Below are 17113 nucleotides of genomic sequence, written 5' to 3' on the forward strand. Positions count from 1 at the left end.
CGCGGCTAGGCGGTATCCCCCAACACCGCGGCGCACGCGGTGCCGAGCCGCTGCAGGCCCTCGTCAACATCGGCCGCGGTAATGTTGAGGGCCGGCGCGAACCGCAGGACATCGGGGCCAGCCACCAGCACCCAGACGCCATGACGCAGGGCCGCCGCGGCCAACTGCCCGGCCTTGCCCTGCCACGCCGCCACCAGCGGCGCGCCCAGCAGCAGTCCCTGGCCGCGAACACCGGTCCACAGCCCGAAGCGGCTGCCGAGCGCCTCAAGCCCCGCCACCAGCTGCTGGTGGCGGTCGGCGACGTTCTGCATCAGCGCCTCCGACAGCACTTCCGTCAGCACCGCCTCGGCCACCGCGCAGCCGAGTGGATTGCCCCCATAAGTGGAGCCATGGGTGCCAACGCTGAGGGTGGCGGCGAGCGCCTCGGTGGTCAGCATCGCGCCGATCGGGAAGCCGCCGCCCATCCCCTTGGCGGTCGTCAGCACATCCGGCACCACCCCGGCCTGCTGATAGGCGTATAGGCCCCCGGTACGGCCGTTTCCGGTCTGCACCTCGTCAAAGATCAGCAGTGCCTGATGCTGCCGGCACAGGGCCGCAGCCGCCTCCAGATAGCCCGGCGCTGCCGGCATCACACCGCCCTCACCCTGGATCGGCTCGACGATAAACGCACAAACGTCGGGGCCCATCGCCGCCTCCAGCGCCGGCAGGTCGTTGTAGGGCACATGGTCGATCTGCGGCGGCAACGGCTCGAACCCGTGGGTGTATTTGGGCTGTCCACCGACGGTGACCGTGAACAGCGTGCGACCGTGAAAGCTGTTCACGCAGGCAATGATGCGATGCTTGCCGGGCGCCCGCAGGTTGCCGTAGCGACGCGCCAGCTTGAGCGCCGCCTCGTTCGCCTCGGCGCCGGAATTGCAGAAGAACACCCGATCGGCGAACGTGTGCGTGGTCAGCAACCGGGCCAGCCGCAAGGCCGGTTCGTTGGTCATCACGTTGGACAGGTGCCAGAGCTGCTGCGCCTGATGGGTCAACGCGTCCACCAGGGCCGGATGGGCATGACCTAGCGAGGTCACCGCAATGCCGCCGGCGAGATCGACGTACTCGCGACCGGCCTGGTCCCACCAGCGCGACCCCTGACCGCGCACCGGGATGATCTCGGCAGGCTGGTAGTTGGGGACCATGTGCTGGTCGAAAGTCTGGCGGGTGACGCTCATGACGGATTCCCCTCAAGGGCGGTGGAAAAGCCGCGCATTATCGGGAGTCGTGCGACCCCGCGCCAGTGACGTTCAGCGCTGGGCCCGTGCCAGCAGTCCGCTGATGCGCCCGGTCAGGTCCTGGCGAACTTCGCGTACCGCCACCCCGATGGCATTGGCAAACGCCACCTCGTCGGCCCCGCCGTGCGACTTGATGACGATGCCGTTCAATCCCAACAGGCTGGCACCGTTATGAAGCCGTGGATCAACCCGATCTGCAAATTGACGCAGCACCGGGCGAACTGCCAGCGCCAACAGCTTGGTCAAGGCACTGCGGGTAAAGGCTTCGCGCAGGAAGTGGGTCAGCAGGCGAGCAACCCCCTCGCCGGTTTTCAGGGCCACGTTGCCGACAAAGCCATCTGCAACGACCACATCGACATCGGCATGAAAGATACCGTCGCCCTCGACATAGCCCACGTAATTGAGCGCCGACGCCTGCAACAAGGCCGCAGCCGCCTTGATCGTCTCGTTGCCCTTGATCTCTTCCTCGCCGATATTGAGGAGCGCCACCCGAGGTCGGTCAATACCGTTGAGCGCCGTCACCATCGCCGACCCCATGACGGCAAACTGAAACAGCTGCTCGGCCGAGCATTCGGCGTTGGCGCCGAGGTCGAGCATGTAGGTATGGCCACGTACCGAGGGCAATGCCGACACGATCGCCGGCCGATCAATGCCCGGAAGCGTCTTGAGCACGAAGCGTGCGGTCGCCATCAGGGCACCGGTATTGCCGGCCGACACCGCGGCATGTGCCCGCCCGTCCTTGACGAGGTCGATGGCGACCCGCATCGAGGAATCCTTCTTGCCGCGAAGGGCTTTCGACGGCGATTCGTCCATGCCCACCACTTCGGAGGCAGGCTGGAGATGCAGGCGCGCACGCAATTCGGGGGAAACGCGCTCCAGGGCGCGTTCAAGCTGGGCAACATCACCGACCAGCACCAGGTCGCAATCCGGGTGCTGGCGCAGGGCCATCAGCGCGGCGGGCACGGTCGTCTGTAGACCGTGGTCGCCGCTCATGGCATCAATCGCGAGAATGATGGAGGAGGCCATCGGCCGCCACCGCCCTGACCTCAGGCGTCGTCGCTGAGATCCGGCGAGGACTTCTCGATGACCTTGCGGCCACGGTAGTAACCGTCGGCGGTCACGTGATGGCGCAGATGCGTCTCACCCGACGTCGGATCAACCGACAGCGCCGGCGGCGTCAGCGCGTCGTGCGAGCGACGGTGTCCGCGCTTGGAACGGGTCTTGCGATTTTGTTGAATGGCCATCTTTTACGACTCCGTGGGCGGCTTTGCCGCCGCGTAACAGCTTTACATTATGACCGTTTCAGCAAGGCTGCGAACGGCCGATGAGTCGGCGCCTGCGCCGACTCCGGTTCTTCTTCAGCGAGCGCCGCCTCACAGGCCGGGCACCGCGACACCACTGGCAGGCTGAGCAGAATCTCCTGCTCCACCACCCTTGCGGGCACCAGTTCATCGTCATCGACGCGAACCGGATCGGCATCGGCCAGACTGGCCTGCTCCGCCGCATCACTGTCGACCAACCGCAAGGCCGGCGCCAACGCCAACGGCCATGCGTACGTCGCCTCACAGCGCTCGCATCGCAATTCACAGGCCGCCGACACATTCAGATGTACGGTGGCGTGCCCCCGTTCCCGGGAAAATCGCAATGACACCTCGGGCGCCGCCAGCAGGCTGATGCCGGCCGAAGTGACGTCCGCAAGACGTTCCACCGGCAGTGGACCTGAATAGGTCGCGCCGCGCGAAACTGCCGAAGACACCGTAATCGAAGCCGGAACGGGCATGCCGCTGACCGCCAAAGGGCGCGCATAATAGAAGCGGACCCGCCCCAAGTCAAAGCCCGTCAATGCCTGCATCCCCCCCGGCGCCCCTGCTGCTGGCCTCCGGTTCCCGCTATCGCGCCGAGCTTCTGAGACGCCTGCAACTCCCGTTTACCGCGACCGACGTCGATATCGATGAAACGGCGGCCCCCGGGGAAGCCGCCAGCCCGCTGGCCCTGCGCCTGGCCGAGGCCAAGTCGGCGGCGGGGGCCCGGCAGCACCCCAGCGCGGTGGTCATCGGCTCCGACCAGACGGTCGACTGCGACGGCGTCGTGCTCGGCAAGCCCGGCACCCTGGCGCGAGCCCGTGCCCAGTTGCTGCGCATGTCCGGGCGCGCCGTTCGCTTCCACACCGCCGTCTGTCTTCGCCATGGGCAGCGGGTGGCGGTCTTTGCCGACACCACCATCGCCACCCTGCGGCCGCTCGACGCGGCCGACATCGACCGCTATCTGGCCCGCGAGCCGGCCCTCGACTGTGCCGGCAGTTTCCGCTGCGAGGCGCTGGGCATCACGCTGTTCGAGTCGCTGGAGAGCCGTGACCCGACCGCCCTGATCGGGCTACCGCTGATCGGGCTGTCATCGCTGCTACGCCAGTTCGGCTATCAACTGCCCTGATCCCGCAGCCAGGCGGCAAGCGCGGAAACGTCCGGCAGTAGTGCCCGGGCGCCCGCCGCCGTCAGCCGTGCCGGCGCATGAACACCGCACGTCACGCCCACCGCGTCCATGCCAATGGCGCGGGCCATGTGCACGTCGAATTCGGTATCGCCGATCATTAGCGCCCGCTCCACCGGCACCTGCAGCTCGTCCAGCAACTCGCGCAGCATCAGCGGGTTGGGCTTGGAGGCGGTTTCATCGGCGGTTCGGCTCGCCAACATCAGGTCGCGAACGCCGGGGTGCTGGGCAAACGAGCGCTGCAGGCTGGGACGCGACTTGCCGGTGGCCACTGTCAGCCAGTAGGCCTCACGCGCCAATGCTTCGAGCGTTTCCAGCGCACCATTGAACAAGGGCGCTTCCGTGGGCCCTTCGGTCATGGCCTGTGCCCGGTAGTGGTAGATCCGGCGCATCAGCGCCGGAATGTCGGCGCCCGGATACAGCAGAGCCAGTCCCTCGTCGAAACCCAGGCCGATCAGCTCGCTGATGGCGTGGTCCGGCCGCGGTGGCAGCTCGAGGTCAACGATGGCTTGTTGCATGGCGGAGACGATTTGGGCGGCGGAGTTGGCCAGGGTGCCATCCCAATCGAAAATCAGCAGTTGATACGGTTTGTCGTACGCCATTTAGCGCCCACGACTCCGGCCGGGTCGGCCTGCCCGCGGGGGCCCGGCGGTGGGCAGGCCATTCAGGGCGTCATTGAGCTCGGCGGTCAGCGGACTGCTGATCAGCAATTTGGGGAAGGTACCGTCGGCCGGCAGCTCAAGCAGATGGGAATGCAGGAACATGCGCTTGAGGCCGCGCTCGCGGAACGGGCGGTTCTGGTCCTTCTCACCGTATTTATCGTCGCCCACCACCGGGTGGCCCAGCGCTGCCGCGTGGACCCGGATCTGATGGGTACGCCCGGAGAAGATCTGGACCTCCATCAGGGTCGCGTCGCGATAGCGCACACGCGGCGAGAACCGCGAGTGCGAGGGCTTGCCGTCGTCGTCGTCGATCACCATCTTGCGCTCGCCCGCTTCCGCCTGGCTACGTAGCAACGCCGCCGTCACGTCGCGGTCTTCTCCGCGCCAGCGCCCGATCAACAGGGCGAAGTAGCGTTTGGTCACCGTGCCGGCCTTGAGTGCCCGCTGCGCCCGCAACAGTGCCGGGCGGTCCTTGGCCAGCAGCAGCACGCCGCTGGTATCGCGGTCGAGGCGATGCGCCAGTTCCAGCCAGGGGTGCAAGCCCCAGGCCCGCGCCACCTCGATCACCCCGAAGGTGACACCACTTCCGGAGTGGGAGGCCAATCCGGCGGGCTTCGAGACGGCCAGGTAGTGCGCATCTTCGTGGATCACTGCCGCCCGCAGGCGCTGCATCAGGTCATCGGGGGGCCGTGGTGTCTCGCCAGGCTCTGCCTGACGCACCGGCGGGATCCGCACCTCCTGACCTTCGACCAGCTTGCGCTCGGCCTTGGCGCGGCCGCCGTCGACCCGTACCTGGCCCGACCGCAGCAGCTGGTAGACATGCGACTTTGGCACGCCAGGCAGCTGTTTCAGAAGGAAATTGTCAATGCGCTGTCCGTCTTCGTTGCGACTGATGCGCACCTTGCGGACTTGGCTACGATTCTGTGTCAAACTATGTCAATCCGGTTGAAAAGGCGAGAACGCCCCTGCGAGAGCGGCACCGGACAGGTTGCTCGGACGGCGGCGATAACAACTGTGACAAGCGTAACAGAAGCTTTGACCGTGCCGGAGCACCAAGACGTGAGGAACCTGCGATTGGCAGGCTCCATTTTCTTATGATTGCTGCGCCGCCGCCTCCCGGGCGATGACAACGGCCGATAGACCCATGGCCACGACGAGTTCCCCCTGAGCTGCAGCGGTGCGCACCGAATCGAGTCGCACCACATGAAACGTATTTTGATTAACGCCACCCAGCGTGAAGAGTTGCGGGTGGGCATTGTGGATGGCCAGAAGCTGTATGACCTGGACATCGAAACCGCCAACCGCGAGCAGAAGAAAGGCAACATCTACAAGGGCCGGATCACCCGAGTCGAACCCTCGCTGGAAGCCTGCTTTGTCGAATATGGCGGCGAACGCCACGGCTTCCTGCCGATGAAGGAAATCGCCAAGAACTACTTTGGCGAGGGCGACGGCCCCAAGGACCGCCTGCGCGAAGGCCAGGAGCTGATCGTCCAGGTCGAGAAGGAAGAGCGCGGCAACAAGGGTGCCGCCCTGACCACCTATATCAGCCTCGCCGGCCGCTATCTGGTGCTGATGCCGAACAATCCCAAGGCCGGTGGCGTGTCCCGCCGCGCCGAAGGCGACGAGCGCGAGGACGCCAAGGCGGCGCTCGATGCACTGAACCTGCCGGACGGCATGGGGCTGATCATCCGCTCCAACGGCATCGGCCGCACCGTCGAGGAACTGCAGTGGGACCTCGACCACCGGGTGGCCTACTGGACGGCCATTTCCGAAGCGGCGTCAAAGAAGTCGGCGCCCTTCCTGATCTTCCAGGAAAACAACATCATCCTGCGCGCCCTGCGCGATTACCTGCGGCCCGATATCAACGAAGTCGTCATCGACAATGCCGACATCTACGAGGCTGCGCGCGAGCAGATGCAGTACTCGATGCCGCTGGATGTGGCCAAGCTCAAGCTCTACACCGATGATATTCCCCTGTTCTCGCGCTACCAGATCGAGAGCCAGATCGAATCCGCGCATGAGCGTGAGGTGCGGTTGCCCTCCGGCGGCTCCATCGTCATCGACCGCACCGAAGCCCTGACCGCGATCGACATCAACTCGGCCAAGGCCACCGGTGGCGCCAGCATCGAGGAAACCGCGCTCAACACCAACCTGGAAGCGGCCGATGAGATTGCCCGGCAGCTTCGTCTGCGCGACCTCGGCGGCCTGGTGGTGATCGATTTCATCGACATGAACGCCAACCGCAACCAGCGCGAAGTCGAAAAGCGGCTCGACGCGGCCTGCGAAATGGACCGCGCCCGCATCCAGCTCGGCCGGATCTCCCGCTTCGGCCTGCTGGAACTGTCACGCCAGCGCTTGCGCCCCAGCCTCGGCGAGCACACCCAGATCAACTGCCCGCGCTGCGAAGGCCGCGGCCAGATCCGCAGTATCGAGTCGATGGCCCTGTCGGTTCTTCGCCTGATCGAAGAAGAGGCGATGAAGGATCGCACCGCCCGCGTCATCTGTCAGTTGCCGGTCGATGCCGGTACCTACCTGCTGAACGAGAAGCGCGCCGCCGTGCGCGAGGTCGAAGCCCGTTGCCGGGTGCAGATCACCCTGGTGCCGAACCCCAGCCTGCAGACGCCGCACTATGAGATCCGGCGTGTGCGGGGCGATCATCTGTCGCAGGAAGACAACGCTGCCACCAGCTACTTCCTGGCGCGCAACTTCGATACCTCGGTTGAAAAAGCGGAGCAGACCGCGCCGGTACGCGCGGCACCGCAACCCGCCGTGCAGCAGATCGCACCGGCTTCCCCGCCGCCTGTGGTGGCGGTCGCACCGGCTGCCGCACCCGCCACCACAACTGCGGCGCCGGTGGTGGTACTGCAACCGGTGAAGACCGACTCCATCTGGAAGCGTCTGCTGCGGTGGCTCGGCATCGGTGGCGATTCGGCGGTCACTGCCTTGCCGGCGCCGGCATCCCCCCCACAGGATGCCGATGATCGGCCGCGGCGGCGCGGCGAGCGCGGCGGACGCAACCGCCGCGGTCGCGGTGGTGACGGTCGCAGTCGTGGCGCCGCCACGGGCGAATCGACACGCAAGGAAGGGGGTAGCGGCAACCGTGGTCGCGGCGGGCGTGGTAGCCGCAACGGCGAGCGCGCTGATGGCGACCGCGATGCGCAGAAGGACAGCAGTGCCGACACCAACGGTGGGCGCAGCCCCCGCAAGAGTGGCGAAGAACGGGCCGGCGGACGCCGCAGCGATGGTGAAGCCAAGGCGGGTGGCCGCGGAAGCCGCACCCCGGACGCCGCTACGCCACGGCAGGCCGCGCCGCGGCCGGACCGCGATGCGACCAGCACCGCAGCCGCCGCTCCGGCATCTGCGCCGACCCACGACGTGCAGGACAGTGACGACGCCGGAACCGATGGTGGCGGCGGACGCAGTCTGCGCGGTCGTCGCAACCGCCGGGGTCGCGGTCGAGGTCGCGGCGCACGCGGCGCCGGTGCCGCCGCCGGCACCATCGACGCAGCCAACCAGGATGCCAACGAAGCGCTCGTCGGCGTTGATGAGTCGCCGGTAACGGCAGTCAGCCTCGATACAGCGGACGCGATGCTGACGCCGGATCTGGCAGCACCCCGCCCCGCGGCCGTCGAAACCCAGCAGTCGCTGGCACTCGACGTGGTCACGCCGCAGGCGGAAGCGCCGGTGCCGCCGGTCATTCCGGTGGCGACGGTGACGGTGGATGTGAGTGCCGCCGAAGACGAAATGCCATGGGCCGATGGCAGCCCACTGGATGCGCCGTTGCAGCAACCGCAGGCGGATGAGCTGACGCCGACGCCTGCCCCGGTCACCACCACCGGCAACAGCGACGACGCCCAGAACCCGCAGGAACCGACAACCCTGCGCAATGCCGAAGCCGACGCCGATGTGCCGTCGGACACGGCCGCGATCGAGCCGGATGAGACCTCCGCGGATGCGCCGGCGCCGACCCAACCGGTGCCGTCTCCGACGCCGGTGGAGGTCACCGCGACGGTGGCCGACGTCGATGCCCCGGCTGAACCTGCTGCGCCCGCACCCGCGCCGGCCGAAGCACCGGCCGTCGAGGTCAAGGCAGCGGCACCCGTGGAGGCTGTCGCCGCGCCAAGCCCGGTTGAGGCGACGCCGGAATCGCCGACTCCCGCACCGGAGGCAGCGCCGGCCCCCGCCGACAGCACTGTGGCCGACGACACACCCGCGCCCTTGTTCCGTGCCGTTGCGCCGGCCGCCGACTACATCAAACGCTTCGAGAAGGCCGGCAGTGCGCCGCCGGCCGAGGGCGACGATGGTAAAGCGGCTGCAACATCCAACACGGATCATTGACACACAACGTTCACGCGCACTGCTGAACGTCGGATTTTGGGACAGGAGCAGATGAAGTGAATGTGACGATCTTCGGATCAGGCTATGTCGGCCTGGTGACGGCGGCCTGTTTTGCCGATGCCGGCAACGATGTAGTCTGTGTCGATATCGACGCCGACCGCGTCGCCCGCCTGTCGCAGGGTGAGGTGCCGTTCTACGAGCCTGGGCTTGCCGATCTGGTCAAGGCCAATCATGCCGACGGCCGCCTGCGCTTCACCACTGACGCCGCAGAGGGTATCGCCCACGGCGACTTCCAGTTCATTGCGGTAGGCACGCCGCCAGGCGAAGACGGCTCGGCCGACCTGCAGTATGTCCTGGCAGTGGCCCGCACCATCGGCACCCACATGGACGGCCACCGGATTGTCATCACCAAGTCCACGGTGCCGGTCGGGACCTGTGACAAGGTTCGGGAAACGATCACCGCCGTGCTTGCCGAGCGCGGTGCCGATATCGACTTTGATGTGGTGTCCAACCCCGAATTCCTCAAGGAAGGGGAGGCGGTTGCCGACTTCACCAAGCCCGATCGCATCATCGTCGGCGTCGACAACGACCAAGCCGCTGAACGCATGCGGGCGCTTTACAGCCCCTTCAGCGTCAACCGCGACAAATTGATCGTCATGGATGTCCGCTCATCCGAGATGACCAAGTACGCTGCCAATGCGATGCTGGCGACCAAGATCAGCTTCATGAACGAGCTGTCCAACATCGCGGTCCGGCTTGGCGCGGATATCGAGCAGGTCCGCATGGGCATTGGCTCCGACCCGCGTATCGGATACCACTTCATCTATCCCGGTTGCGGCTATGGCGGCTCCTGCTTTCCCAAGGACGTCAAGGCACTGGTCTACACCGCCGGAGAAGTCGGCCATCCGGCGGAATTGTTGCGTGCAGTGGAAGCCGTCAACCAGCGGCAGAAACAGGTGCTGTTCGAGCTGCTGCAGCAGCACTTCGGCACCTTGTCGGGTCGCACGGTCGCCCTCTGGGGTCTGGCATTCAAGCCCCGCACCGACGACATGCGCGAGGCCAGCTCGAGAGTCCTGATGGAGTCGCTATGGGCCGCCGGTGCGCGCGTGCGCGCCTTTGACCCGGTGGCGCTGGAGGAAACCCGCAAGCTCTACGGCGATCGCGACGACCTGGTGCTGTGCGAGCATGCCGACGAAGCCTGTGAGGGGGCCGACGCGCTGGCCATCGTCACCGAATGGAAACAGTTCCGAAGCCCCAATTTCGCCCGCCTGGCAAAGCTACTGAACGAGCCGGTGATCGTCGATGGCCGCAACCTGTACGAGCCTGACCTGATGGGCACCATCGGCTTCTCGTACTACAGCATCGGTCGCGAGGCGATTCGCGCCAGCGTCTGACATCGTGCGGTAGGCTGCGACCCTCCGTCGGGTTCAGGCATCACAACAGCATCATGCACGATACCTCCAGCGCTGAGCCGCGTCCCGCCTCGTCAGTCGACCTCCTGCCCCCCCCCGCTACCCGCTCCCGCTGGTGGATGTGGGCACTGGCGGGCATTGCCATCGTATTGGCAGCGGTTTACTTCACGCGCAGCCCGCCGGATGTCGCGCCGGCTGCCTACCGGACCGTGCCGCTCGATCGCGGCACCATCGAGGCCAGCGTCACCGCCACCGGCACCCTGTCGGCACTGGTGACGGTCGATGTCGGCAGTCAGGTCAGCGGCCGTATCCAGGCCCTGTATGCCGACTTCAACAGCACGGTGAAGGCGGGCGAACCCATCGCCAAGATCGACCCGTCACTGTTCGAGGCTGCGGTCGAACGGGCCAGCGCCAATGTCGCCGCGGCAGAAGCCAATGTCCGCCGCGCTGAAGTGCAGGCCGCCGACGCCCGGCGCCAGTCACAACGCGCCGAAGAGCTGGTTGGCCGCGGCCTGATCGCCCGCAGCGAGCGGGACACCACCCTTGCCACGGCCGAAGCCGCTGCCGCCGACGTGATCGGCGCCCGTGCCAGCGTGCAGCAGGCGCGCGCCAGCCTGCGCGAGGCCGAAGCCAACCTGCGGTACACCGATATCGTGTCACCCACGGATGGCGTGGTGATCTCGCGCTCGGTCAATGTCGGTCAGACCGTTGCCGCCTCACTGCAGGCGCCGGTGCTGTTCACCATCGCCCAGGACCTGCGCGAGATGCAGGTCAACACCAGCGTCGCCGAGGCCGATATCGGCCGACTGCGCGATGGCATGTCGGTGGTCTTCACCGTCGATGCCTACCCCGGCGAGACGTTCGAGGGCACCGTCCGGCAGATTCGTAATGCCGCCACGGTGGCGCTCAACGTGGTCACCTACGACGCCGTGATCGACGTCGCCAACCCGGACCTCAAGCTGAAGCCGGGGATGACCGCCAATGTGCGCTTCATCATTGATCGTCGTGACGATGTCCTGCGGGTACCGACCAGTGCGCTGCGATTCCGCCCGGCAGATGTATCGGCGGAGGCGCCGGGCGAACGGGGTAGCGCCCTATGGGTGATGCGCGACGGACACGCTGCGCGCATCCCGGTCAGGACCGGCCTCAGCGATGGCCTGCACACCGAATTGGTGGATCCCCCCCTGACGCCGGGCGATCCCGTGATCACCGGCCCGGCCGGGGATGCTGGGGGCGACGCCCGGGATGGCGGGTCGCGCCGCTTTCGGGTGCTGTAGGTGGCGCTGATCGCACTGCGCCAGGTCCACAAGCGCTACCAGTTGGGCGAGGTCCCGGTGCACGCATTGCGCGGCATCGACCTCACCATCGACCGGGGTGAGTTCGTCGCGGTCATGGGCACCTCAGGCTCCGGCAAGTCGACGCTGATGAACATCCTCGGGTGCCTTGACACCCCCAGCGGGGGCGAATACCGCCTGGCCGGGCACGACGTGTCGAGGCTCAGTCGAGATCAACTGGCACGGGTTCGCAATCGGTTGCTGGGTTTCGTGTTCCAGAGCTTCAACCTGCTCAGCCGCACCTCGGCGCTCGACAATGTCGAACTGCCGCTGCTCTACGCCAACATACCGGCCCGCGAGCGCCACGCGCGGGCGCGGGCAGCCCTGGAGCGGGTCGGCCTGGGGGCCCGCCTCGACCACTTCCCCAACCAGCTTTCGGGCGGCCAGCAGCAGCGGGTCGCCATTGCCCGTGCCCTGGTCAGCGAACCGCAACTGATCCTGGCGGACGAACCCACCGGCAACCTCGACAGCGAAACCAGCCGCGACATCATGCAGTTGCTGCAGACCCTCGGGAACAGCGGCATCACCGTGGTGCTGGTGACCCACGAACCCGATATCGCCCAGCACGCGGCGCGGGTCATCACCCTGCGCGATGGTCAGCTCCGCAGTGACCTCCGCCAGACGGCGGTGGCGGCATGAATCCCTGGTTCACCTTCCTCATTGCGGTGCGGGCGCTGGCGCGCAATCGGCTGCGTGCGTTTCTGACCGCGCTCGGCATCATCATCGGGGTCGCGGCGGTGATCGCCATGGTGTCGATCGGCGAAGGCGCCAAGGCCCGCGTGCAGGAAACCTTCGCCTCCATGGGGACCCACATGCTGGTGGTGCGGTCCGGCTCCTCCCGCAGTGGCGGGGTACGCGGCGGCGCGGGCTCGCAGCCGACATTGAGCTGGACCGATCTCGAGGCCATCCGCAGCACGCTGCCCAGCGTCCGGCTGGCCGCCCCGGAGCTGCGCACCTCGGCCGAGGTGATCGCCGACAGTGGCAACTGGACCTCGACCATCCATGGCGTCACCCCGGACTATTTCGACATCCGCAACTGGTCACTGGCGCTGGGGAGCCCCATCAGCGAGTCTGACGTTGCCGGCAACGCCAAGGTGGCCCTGCTGGGCCAGACGGTGGTCCGTGAACTCTATGGCGAAGGCGTCGACCCGCGCGGGCAGATCGTCCGTATTCGCAACGCGCCCTTCGAAGTGGTGGGGGTCCTCGGCGCCAAGGGCGATTCCGGGTGGGGCGGCGACAACGATGACGTCGTGTTCGTCCCTGTCAGCAGCTTTCAGGCTCGCATCGAGGGCAGCCTGAGTACCTTCATTCCCGGACAGATCGTGCTCAGCGCAGTATCCGAATCCGCCACCGGGCTGGCCGAGCGGGAAGTGACCGCACTGCTGCGCGAGCGCCACCGGATCGGTCCGGGCAAGGAGGACGATTTCAGCGTCCGCAATCTCGGCGAGATCGCCACCGCCAGCCAGGAAAGCACCCAGACGCTGACGGCGCTGCTGGCCTCCATTGCCTTCGTCTCGCTGGTGGTCGGCGGTATCGGCATCATGAACATCATGCTGGTGTCGGTCACCGAGCGGACCCGCGAGATCGGCGTGCGCATGGCCGTAGGGGCGCGACCGCGCGACATCCTCGGCCAGTTTCTGATCGAATCGCTGACCCTGGCGCTGGTCGGAGGACTGCTCGGTGTCGGGCTGGGGGTGTTGGTGGCCCAGCAACTGGCGGCGCGCTTCGACTGGTCGCTGTTGATCCGGGTCGACATCGTCCTGCTGTCGGTGGGGATCAGCGGACTGATCGGCGTGATCTTCGGCCTCTACCCGGCCCACAAGGCCTCACGCCTCGACCCGATCGACGCCCTGCGTTACGAGTGAGCGGCTGCGGACAGGCGGGCTTCGACGGCCGCCAGGTCGGCTTCGGTATCGACACCACGGGGCGGTGGCGTCTCGATCACCCCGAGACGAATGCGCAGGCCGTGCGCCAGCGCCCGCAACTGCTCCAGTGCCTCACAGGTTTCGAGTTCGGCAGGCGGCAGGGCTGCAAAGCGTGCCAACGCGCCCACCCGATAGGCATAGAGACCGATGTGCCGCAGTGCCAGAGCCGCCGGCCGCGCGGGCGAGCCCTCGCGCCGGTGCGGGATCGGCGCCCGCGAGAAGTACAGGGCGTAGCCACGCAGATCCTGAACCACCTTGACCACATTGGGATCGGCGAACTCGCCGTCATCGTGCAGCGGATGCGCCAGGGTGGCGATGTCGGCGTCCGCGTCATCGGCCAGCAGGGCCGCCGCCTGCCGCAGCAGTGCCGGCGGCATCAGCGGTTCGTCGCCCTGCAGATTCACCAGCAGCGTGTCGTGGTGCCAGCGACGTTGCGTCGCCACTTCGTGCAGGCGGTCAGTACCGGACGCATGGTCGGCGCGGGTCATGCAGACCTGCGCACCAAATCCGGCGCAGGCATCGGCCACCCGCTGATCATCGGTGGCCACGATCACCTCGTCGGCGCCGGCGCCACAGGCGGCGCGCCAGACGTGCTCCACCATCGGCTTGCCGGCGAGGTTGCGGAGCACCTTGCCGGGCAAACGGGTCGAGCCCAAGCGCGCCGGTATCACCACCTTGAACGGCGTCGTCACCGCAGCTGATCCAGCTCGCTGTCGCTGAGCGTCCGCGCCTCGTCCTCGATCATCACCGGTACGCCATCGCGCACCGGGTAAGCCAAACGGGACGACCGGCACCACAGCTCCTGAACCTCCGGACGCCACACCAGCGGCCCCTTGGTGACCGGGCAGACCAGCAGGTCAAGCAGACGTTTATCGAGCATCGGCAGATTCCTTGAGTGTCCTGAATACGGTTGCCAGTGCGGCCTCGGGCATCGCCACGCGCACCGGCAGGGCAAACAATTGTGCATGGCCAAAGTGCCGACATTTCACCGCATCCTTCTCGGTCATCAACACCGGACAGTGCGGATCGGCGGGCGGCAAATCGTCAGGCACGAATGCATGATGATCGGGAAAGGGATGCGGCACCACTGTCATCCCGGCTGCTTCGAGGGTGTCGAAGAAACGGGCCGGTCGGCCGATGCCGGCCACCGCATGCACCCGTCGACCGGCCCAAGCCGCCAGTGGCTCCGCCGCCTCCATGGCCGCGAGGTGTCGTGGTGCGCCGGGCTGCAGCGTGAACCGGGTCCAGGGTGGGGTTCCGGGCGGCGACCAGTCGCCACCGTTGACCAGAACATGGCTGACGTCCGCCAACCGCGTCGCCGGCTCCCGCAGCGGCCCGGCCGGCAAGCGGGCACCATTACCGAGCCCGCGCACGCCGTCGACCACGCAGAGCTCGACATCCCGGCCCAGGCGATAGTGTTGCAGGCCGTCGTCCGCCACCAGAATGTCGACGCCGCCGGTCGCCACCAGGGCTTGCGCGGCCGCCACGCGGTCGGCGCCAACCATCACAGGTACCCCGGTTTGCAAGTGGATCAGCAGGGGTTCGTCGCCAACCTCGGCGGCGGCGCTATCGGCCTGCACCCGACGGGGATGAGGATGCCGAGCCCCGCCATACCCGCGGGCGATGACGCCGGGTCGCCACCCCTGCTGTCGTAGCGCCTCGACCAGCCAGATCACCACGGGTGTTTTGCCGGTCCCGCCAACACTGATGTTCCCGACCACCACCACCGGCACCGGCACCCGTTGCGGTTTGGCACTGCGTCGGCGCTGATCAGCAATTGCCCCATAGAGCGCTGCCAGCGGCCGCAGCAACAGCGGCGGCGGCCTGGCGGCATACCAGCGCCGCTCAAGCCGCTTCGTCAGTGGCATGCGCCTCGAACTGCATCTGATGGAGCGCCGCATACAGGCCATTCCGGGCCAGGAGCTGCTCGTGCCCCCCGGTTTCGATGATACGGCCATCCTGCATCACCACGATGCAGTCGGCTGATTGCACGGTGCTCAACCGATGAGCGATCACCAGCGTCGTGCGCCCCTCGACCAGCCGAGCCAGCGCACCCTGGACCAGACGTTCAGACTCGGTATCCAGTGCCGAGGTCGCTTCGTCGAGAATCAGGATGGGCGCGTTCTTCAGCAGCGCACGGGCGATGGCAATGCGCTGGCGCTGGCCACCGGACAGCTGCTGCCCGTCGGACCCGATCACGGTATCCAAACCCTGCGGCAACTTCTCGATGAACTCCCAGGCGTTGGCAGCGCGAGCCGCCTGCTCGATTGCATCGCGATCGGGTCGCTGCGGCAGTCCGTAGGCAATGTTGTCGGCGACGCTGGCGTTGAACAATCGCACTTGCTGATCGACCAGGGCGATCTGTGAGCGCAGGTCGGTGAGCCGGTACTCGCGGGTATCGTGGCCGTCCAGCAGCACCGTCCCGTCGGTCGGGTCGTAGAAGCGTGGCAGTAGCGACAACAGGGTCGATTTGCCACTACCGGATCGCCCGACAAAGGCAACCGTCTGCCCCGGCATGACCGTGAAGCTGACACCCTGCAGGGCATCCTCAAGCTCGCTGCGGTAGCGGAATCGCACCGTGTCGAAGCGGATTTCGCCCCGCGCTCGCGACAGCGGGCGGTCACCCCCCACCGGTTCGGGCGCTTCGTTCATCATGGCGAAGATCTCGGTGCCGGCGGCGATCCCCCGCTGCAGGCGCTCGTTGATCTTGCCCATGCTCTTGATCGGCTGCAGCAGCGACAGCATCGCCAGCATGAACGAGGCGAACGTGCCGGGGCTCATGACCTCCAGCATCGCCGGTTGGGTGGCGAAATAGACGATGGCCGCCACCGCCCAGGCCGCGATGAACTGGATGACCGCAGCACTGCCCGCCTGGGTTGCAACCACCTTCATCGACAGTTGGCGATTCCGGTTGTTGACACCCTGAAACCGCCTGCGCTCGGCTGGCTCGGCGTTGGCGAGCTTGATCACACGCTGCCCGCCTACCGTTTCCTCGGCGGTATCGGTGACATCGCTGACGCTCTGCTGGATGCGGCCACTGATCAACCGGAAGCGGCGGCTGACATAGGTGATGATGACGGCAATGAACGGCATGACCGCAAAGGCGAACAGGGTCAGTTGCCAGTTCAGCCACAGCATCCAGCCAATCAGGGCAATGACGGTGAGCCCATCCTTGAGCACGGTGGTCAGCACACCGGTCACGGCATCGGCGACCTGTTCGACGTGGTAGGTGAGACGGGCGATCACCTGGCCCGGTGAGACCTGATCGAAAAAGCGCACGGGCAGTCGCAGCAGATGGTCGTAGAGCCCGCCGCGCACCTCCATCACCACCCGTCGTGCCACCCAGGCCATGCCATAGGCCGAAATGAAGGACGAGACCCCGCGCAACAGGAACAGGCCGACGATGGCGAATGGCAGCCAGCGAATGTAGGTCGGGTTCTGGGCGACGAACGCCTGATCCAGCAGCGGCTTCACCAGCGCGGCAAAGCTGGCATCGACGGCCGCGAAGACGCCCGTGGCGATGAAGGCCAGCACCAACACCTTCCAATGGGGCAAGGCATAGCCCAGCAGACGGCGGTAGACCGCCATCGGTCGGAGGTCGTTGGGATCTGGCGCGCTCATGGGGCGGCTGCAAAGGCCCGGTCTGGCATGGGATGGCAATGGTAGCATTCAGGCTCCTCC

16 protein-coding genes are annotated in these 17113 nt (G+C 66.8%); 6 read left to right on the plus strand and 10 right to left on the minus strand.

The features are described 5' to 3' along the window. Window positions 1–5: 5 nt before the first annotated feature. The 4 genes from astC to JN531_RS01675 form a co-directional block, all read right to left on the minus strand. On the minus strand, window positions 6–1214 hold the full coding sequence (gene astC, locus JN531_RS01660; protein ID WP_228347119.1) for an acetylornithine/succinylornithine family transaminase: 1209 nt from the start codon (window positions 1212–1214) through the stop codon (window positions 6–8). Between the two features lie 72 nt (window positions 1215–1286). Further along, window positions 1287–2300, minus strand: a complete 1014-nt coding sequence (plsX, locus tag JN531_RS01665; RefSeq protein WP_228347120.1) for a phosphate acyltransferase PlsX — start codon at window positions 2298–2300, stop codon at window positions 1287–1289. Between the two features lie 20 nt (window positions 2301–2320). Then, on the minus strand, window positions 2321–2518 hold the full coding sequence (gene rpmF / locus JN531_RS01670; RefSeq protein WP_228347121.1) for a 50S ribosomal protein L32: 198 nt from the start codon (window positions 2516–2518) through the stop codon (window positions 2321–2323). A gap of 47 nt (window positions 2519–2565) precedes the next feature. Next, the gene (locus JN531_RS01675; RefSeq protein ID WP_228347122.1) at window positions 2566–2982 is read right to left on the minus strand and encodes a YceD family protein; all 417 of its coding nucleotides are present in this window, start codon (window positions 2980–2982) and stop codon (window positions 2566–2568) included. Window positions 2983–3116: 134 nt separating this feature from the next. On the opposite strand from JN531_RS01675, the gene JN531_RS01680 reads away from it, so the two are divergent. Then, complete coding sequence (locus JN531_RS01680; RefSeq protein ID WP_228347123.1) at window positions 3117–3704, plus strand: Maf family protein; 588 nt, start codon at window positions 3117–3119, stop codon at window positions 3702–3704. Here JN531_RS01680 and JN531_RS01685 read toward each other — a convergent pair. Next, on the minus strand, window positions 3692–4363 hold the full coding sequence (locus JN531_RS01685; protein WP_228347124.1) for an HAD-IA family hydrolase: 672 nt from the start codon (window positions 4361–4363) through the stop codon (window positions 3692–3694). The genes JN531_RS01680 and JN531_RS01685 overlap by 13 nt on opposite strands. Then, the gene (locus JN531_RS01690) at window positions 4364–5353 is read right to left on the minus strand and encodes an RluA family pseudouridine synthase (protein WP_228347125.1); all 990 of its coding nucleotides are present in this window, start codon (window positions 5351–5353) and stop codon (window positions 4364–4366) included. It abuts the gene before it with no gap. Between the two features lie 273 nt (window positions 5354–5626). Between JN531_RS01690 and JN531_RS01695 the strand changes: the two genes are divergently transcribed. From JN531_RS01695 to JN531_RS01715, 5 genes are read left to right on the plus strand one after another with little or no spacing between them, the layout of a single operon-like run. Next, window positions 5627–8761, plus strand: a complete 3135-nt coding sequence (locus JN531_RS01695; RefSeq protein ID WP_228347126.1) for an Rne/Rng family ribonuclease — start codon at window positions 5627–5629, stop codon at window positions 8759–8761. Window positions 8762–8817: 56 nt separating this feature from the next. Then, entirely contained in the window at window positions 8818–10155 is a 1338-nt protein-coding gene (locus JN531_RS01700) for a UDP-glucose dehydrogenase family protein (protein ID WP_228347127.1), read from the plus strand. Window positions 10156–10208: 53 nt separating this feature from the next. Next, window positions 10209–11450: an efflux RND transporter periplasmic adaptor subunit gene (locus JN531_RS01705; RefSeq protein WP_228347128.1), complete on the plus strand. Its 1242-nt coding sequence runs from the start codon at window positions 10209–10211 to the stop codon at window positions 11448–11450. After that, window positions 11451–12146, plus strand: a complete 696-nt coding sequence (locus tag JN531_RS01710; protein ID WP_366522390.1) for an ABC transporter ATP-binding protein — start codon at window positions 11451–11453, stop codon at window positions 12144–12146. Then, complete coding sequence (locus JN531_RS01715; protein ID WP_228347129.1) at window positions 12143–13372, plus strand: ABC transporter permease; 1230 nt, start codon at window positions 12143–12145, stop codon at window positions 13370–13372. The genes JN531_RS01710 and JN531_RS01715 overlap by 4 nt, the downstream gene beginning before the upstream one ends. On the opposite strand, the gene kdsB is transcribed toward JN531_RS01715, so the two are convergent. The 4 genes from kdsB to msbA are packed head-to-tail and all read right to left on the minus strand — an operon-like array spanning window position 13363 to window position 17053. Next, window positions 13363–14124 (minus strand): 3-deoxy-manno-octulosonate cytidylyltransferase, encoded by a 762-nt coding sequence (gene kdsB / locus JN531_RS01720; RefSeq protein ID WP_228347130.1) that lies wholly within the window; start codon window positions 14122–14124, stop codon window positions 13363–13365. The two genes, JN531_RS01715 and kdsB, sit on opposite strands and share 10 nt — an antisense overlap. Beyond that, the gene (locus JN531_RS01725; RefSeq protein ID WP_228347131.1) at window positions 14121–14312 is read right to left on the minus strand and encodes a Trm112 family protein; all 192 of its coding nucleotides are present in this window, start codon (window positions 14310–14312) and stop codon (window positions 14121–14123) included. The genes kdsB and JN531_RS01725 overlap by 4 nt, the downstream gene beginning before the upstream one ends. Then, window positions 14302–15300, minus strand: coding sequence for a tetraacyldisaccharide 4'-kinase (lpxK, locus tag JN531_RS01730; RefSeq protein ID WP_228347132.1), 999 nt, complete (start codon window positions 15298–15300; stop codon window positions 14302–14304). Before lpxK ends, JN531_RS01725 begins: the two co-directional genes overlap by 11 nt. Then, entirely contained in the window at window positions 15278–17053 is a 1776-nt protein-coding gene (gene msbA / locus JN531_RS01735; protein ID WP_228347133.1) for a lipid A export permease/ATP-binding protein MsbA, read from the minus strand. Before msbA ends, lpxK begins: the two co-directional genes overlap by 23 nt. Window positions 17054–17113 lie beyond the last annotated feature (60 nt).

It is taken from the genome of Flagellatimonas centrodinii (genome assembly GCF_016918765.2).
GTDB classification, from domain to species: domain Bacteria; phylum Pseudomonadota; class Gammaproteobacteria; order Nevskiales; family Nevskiaceae; genus Polycyclovorans; species Polycyclovorans centrodinii.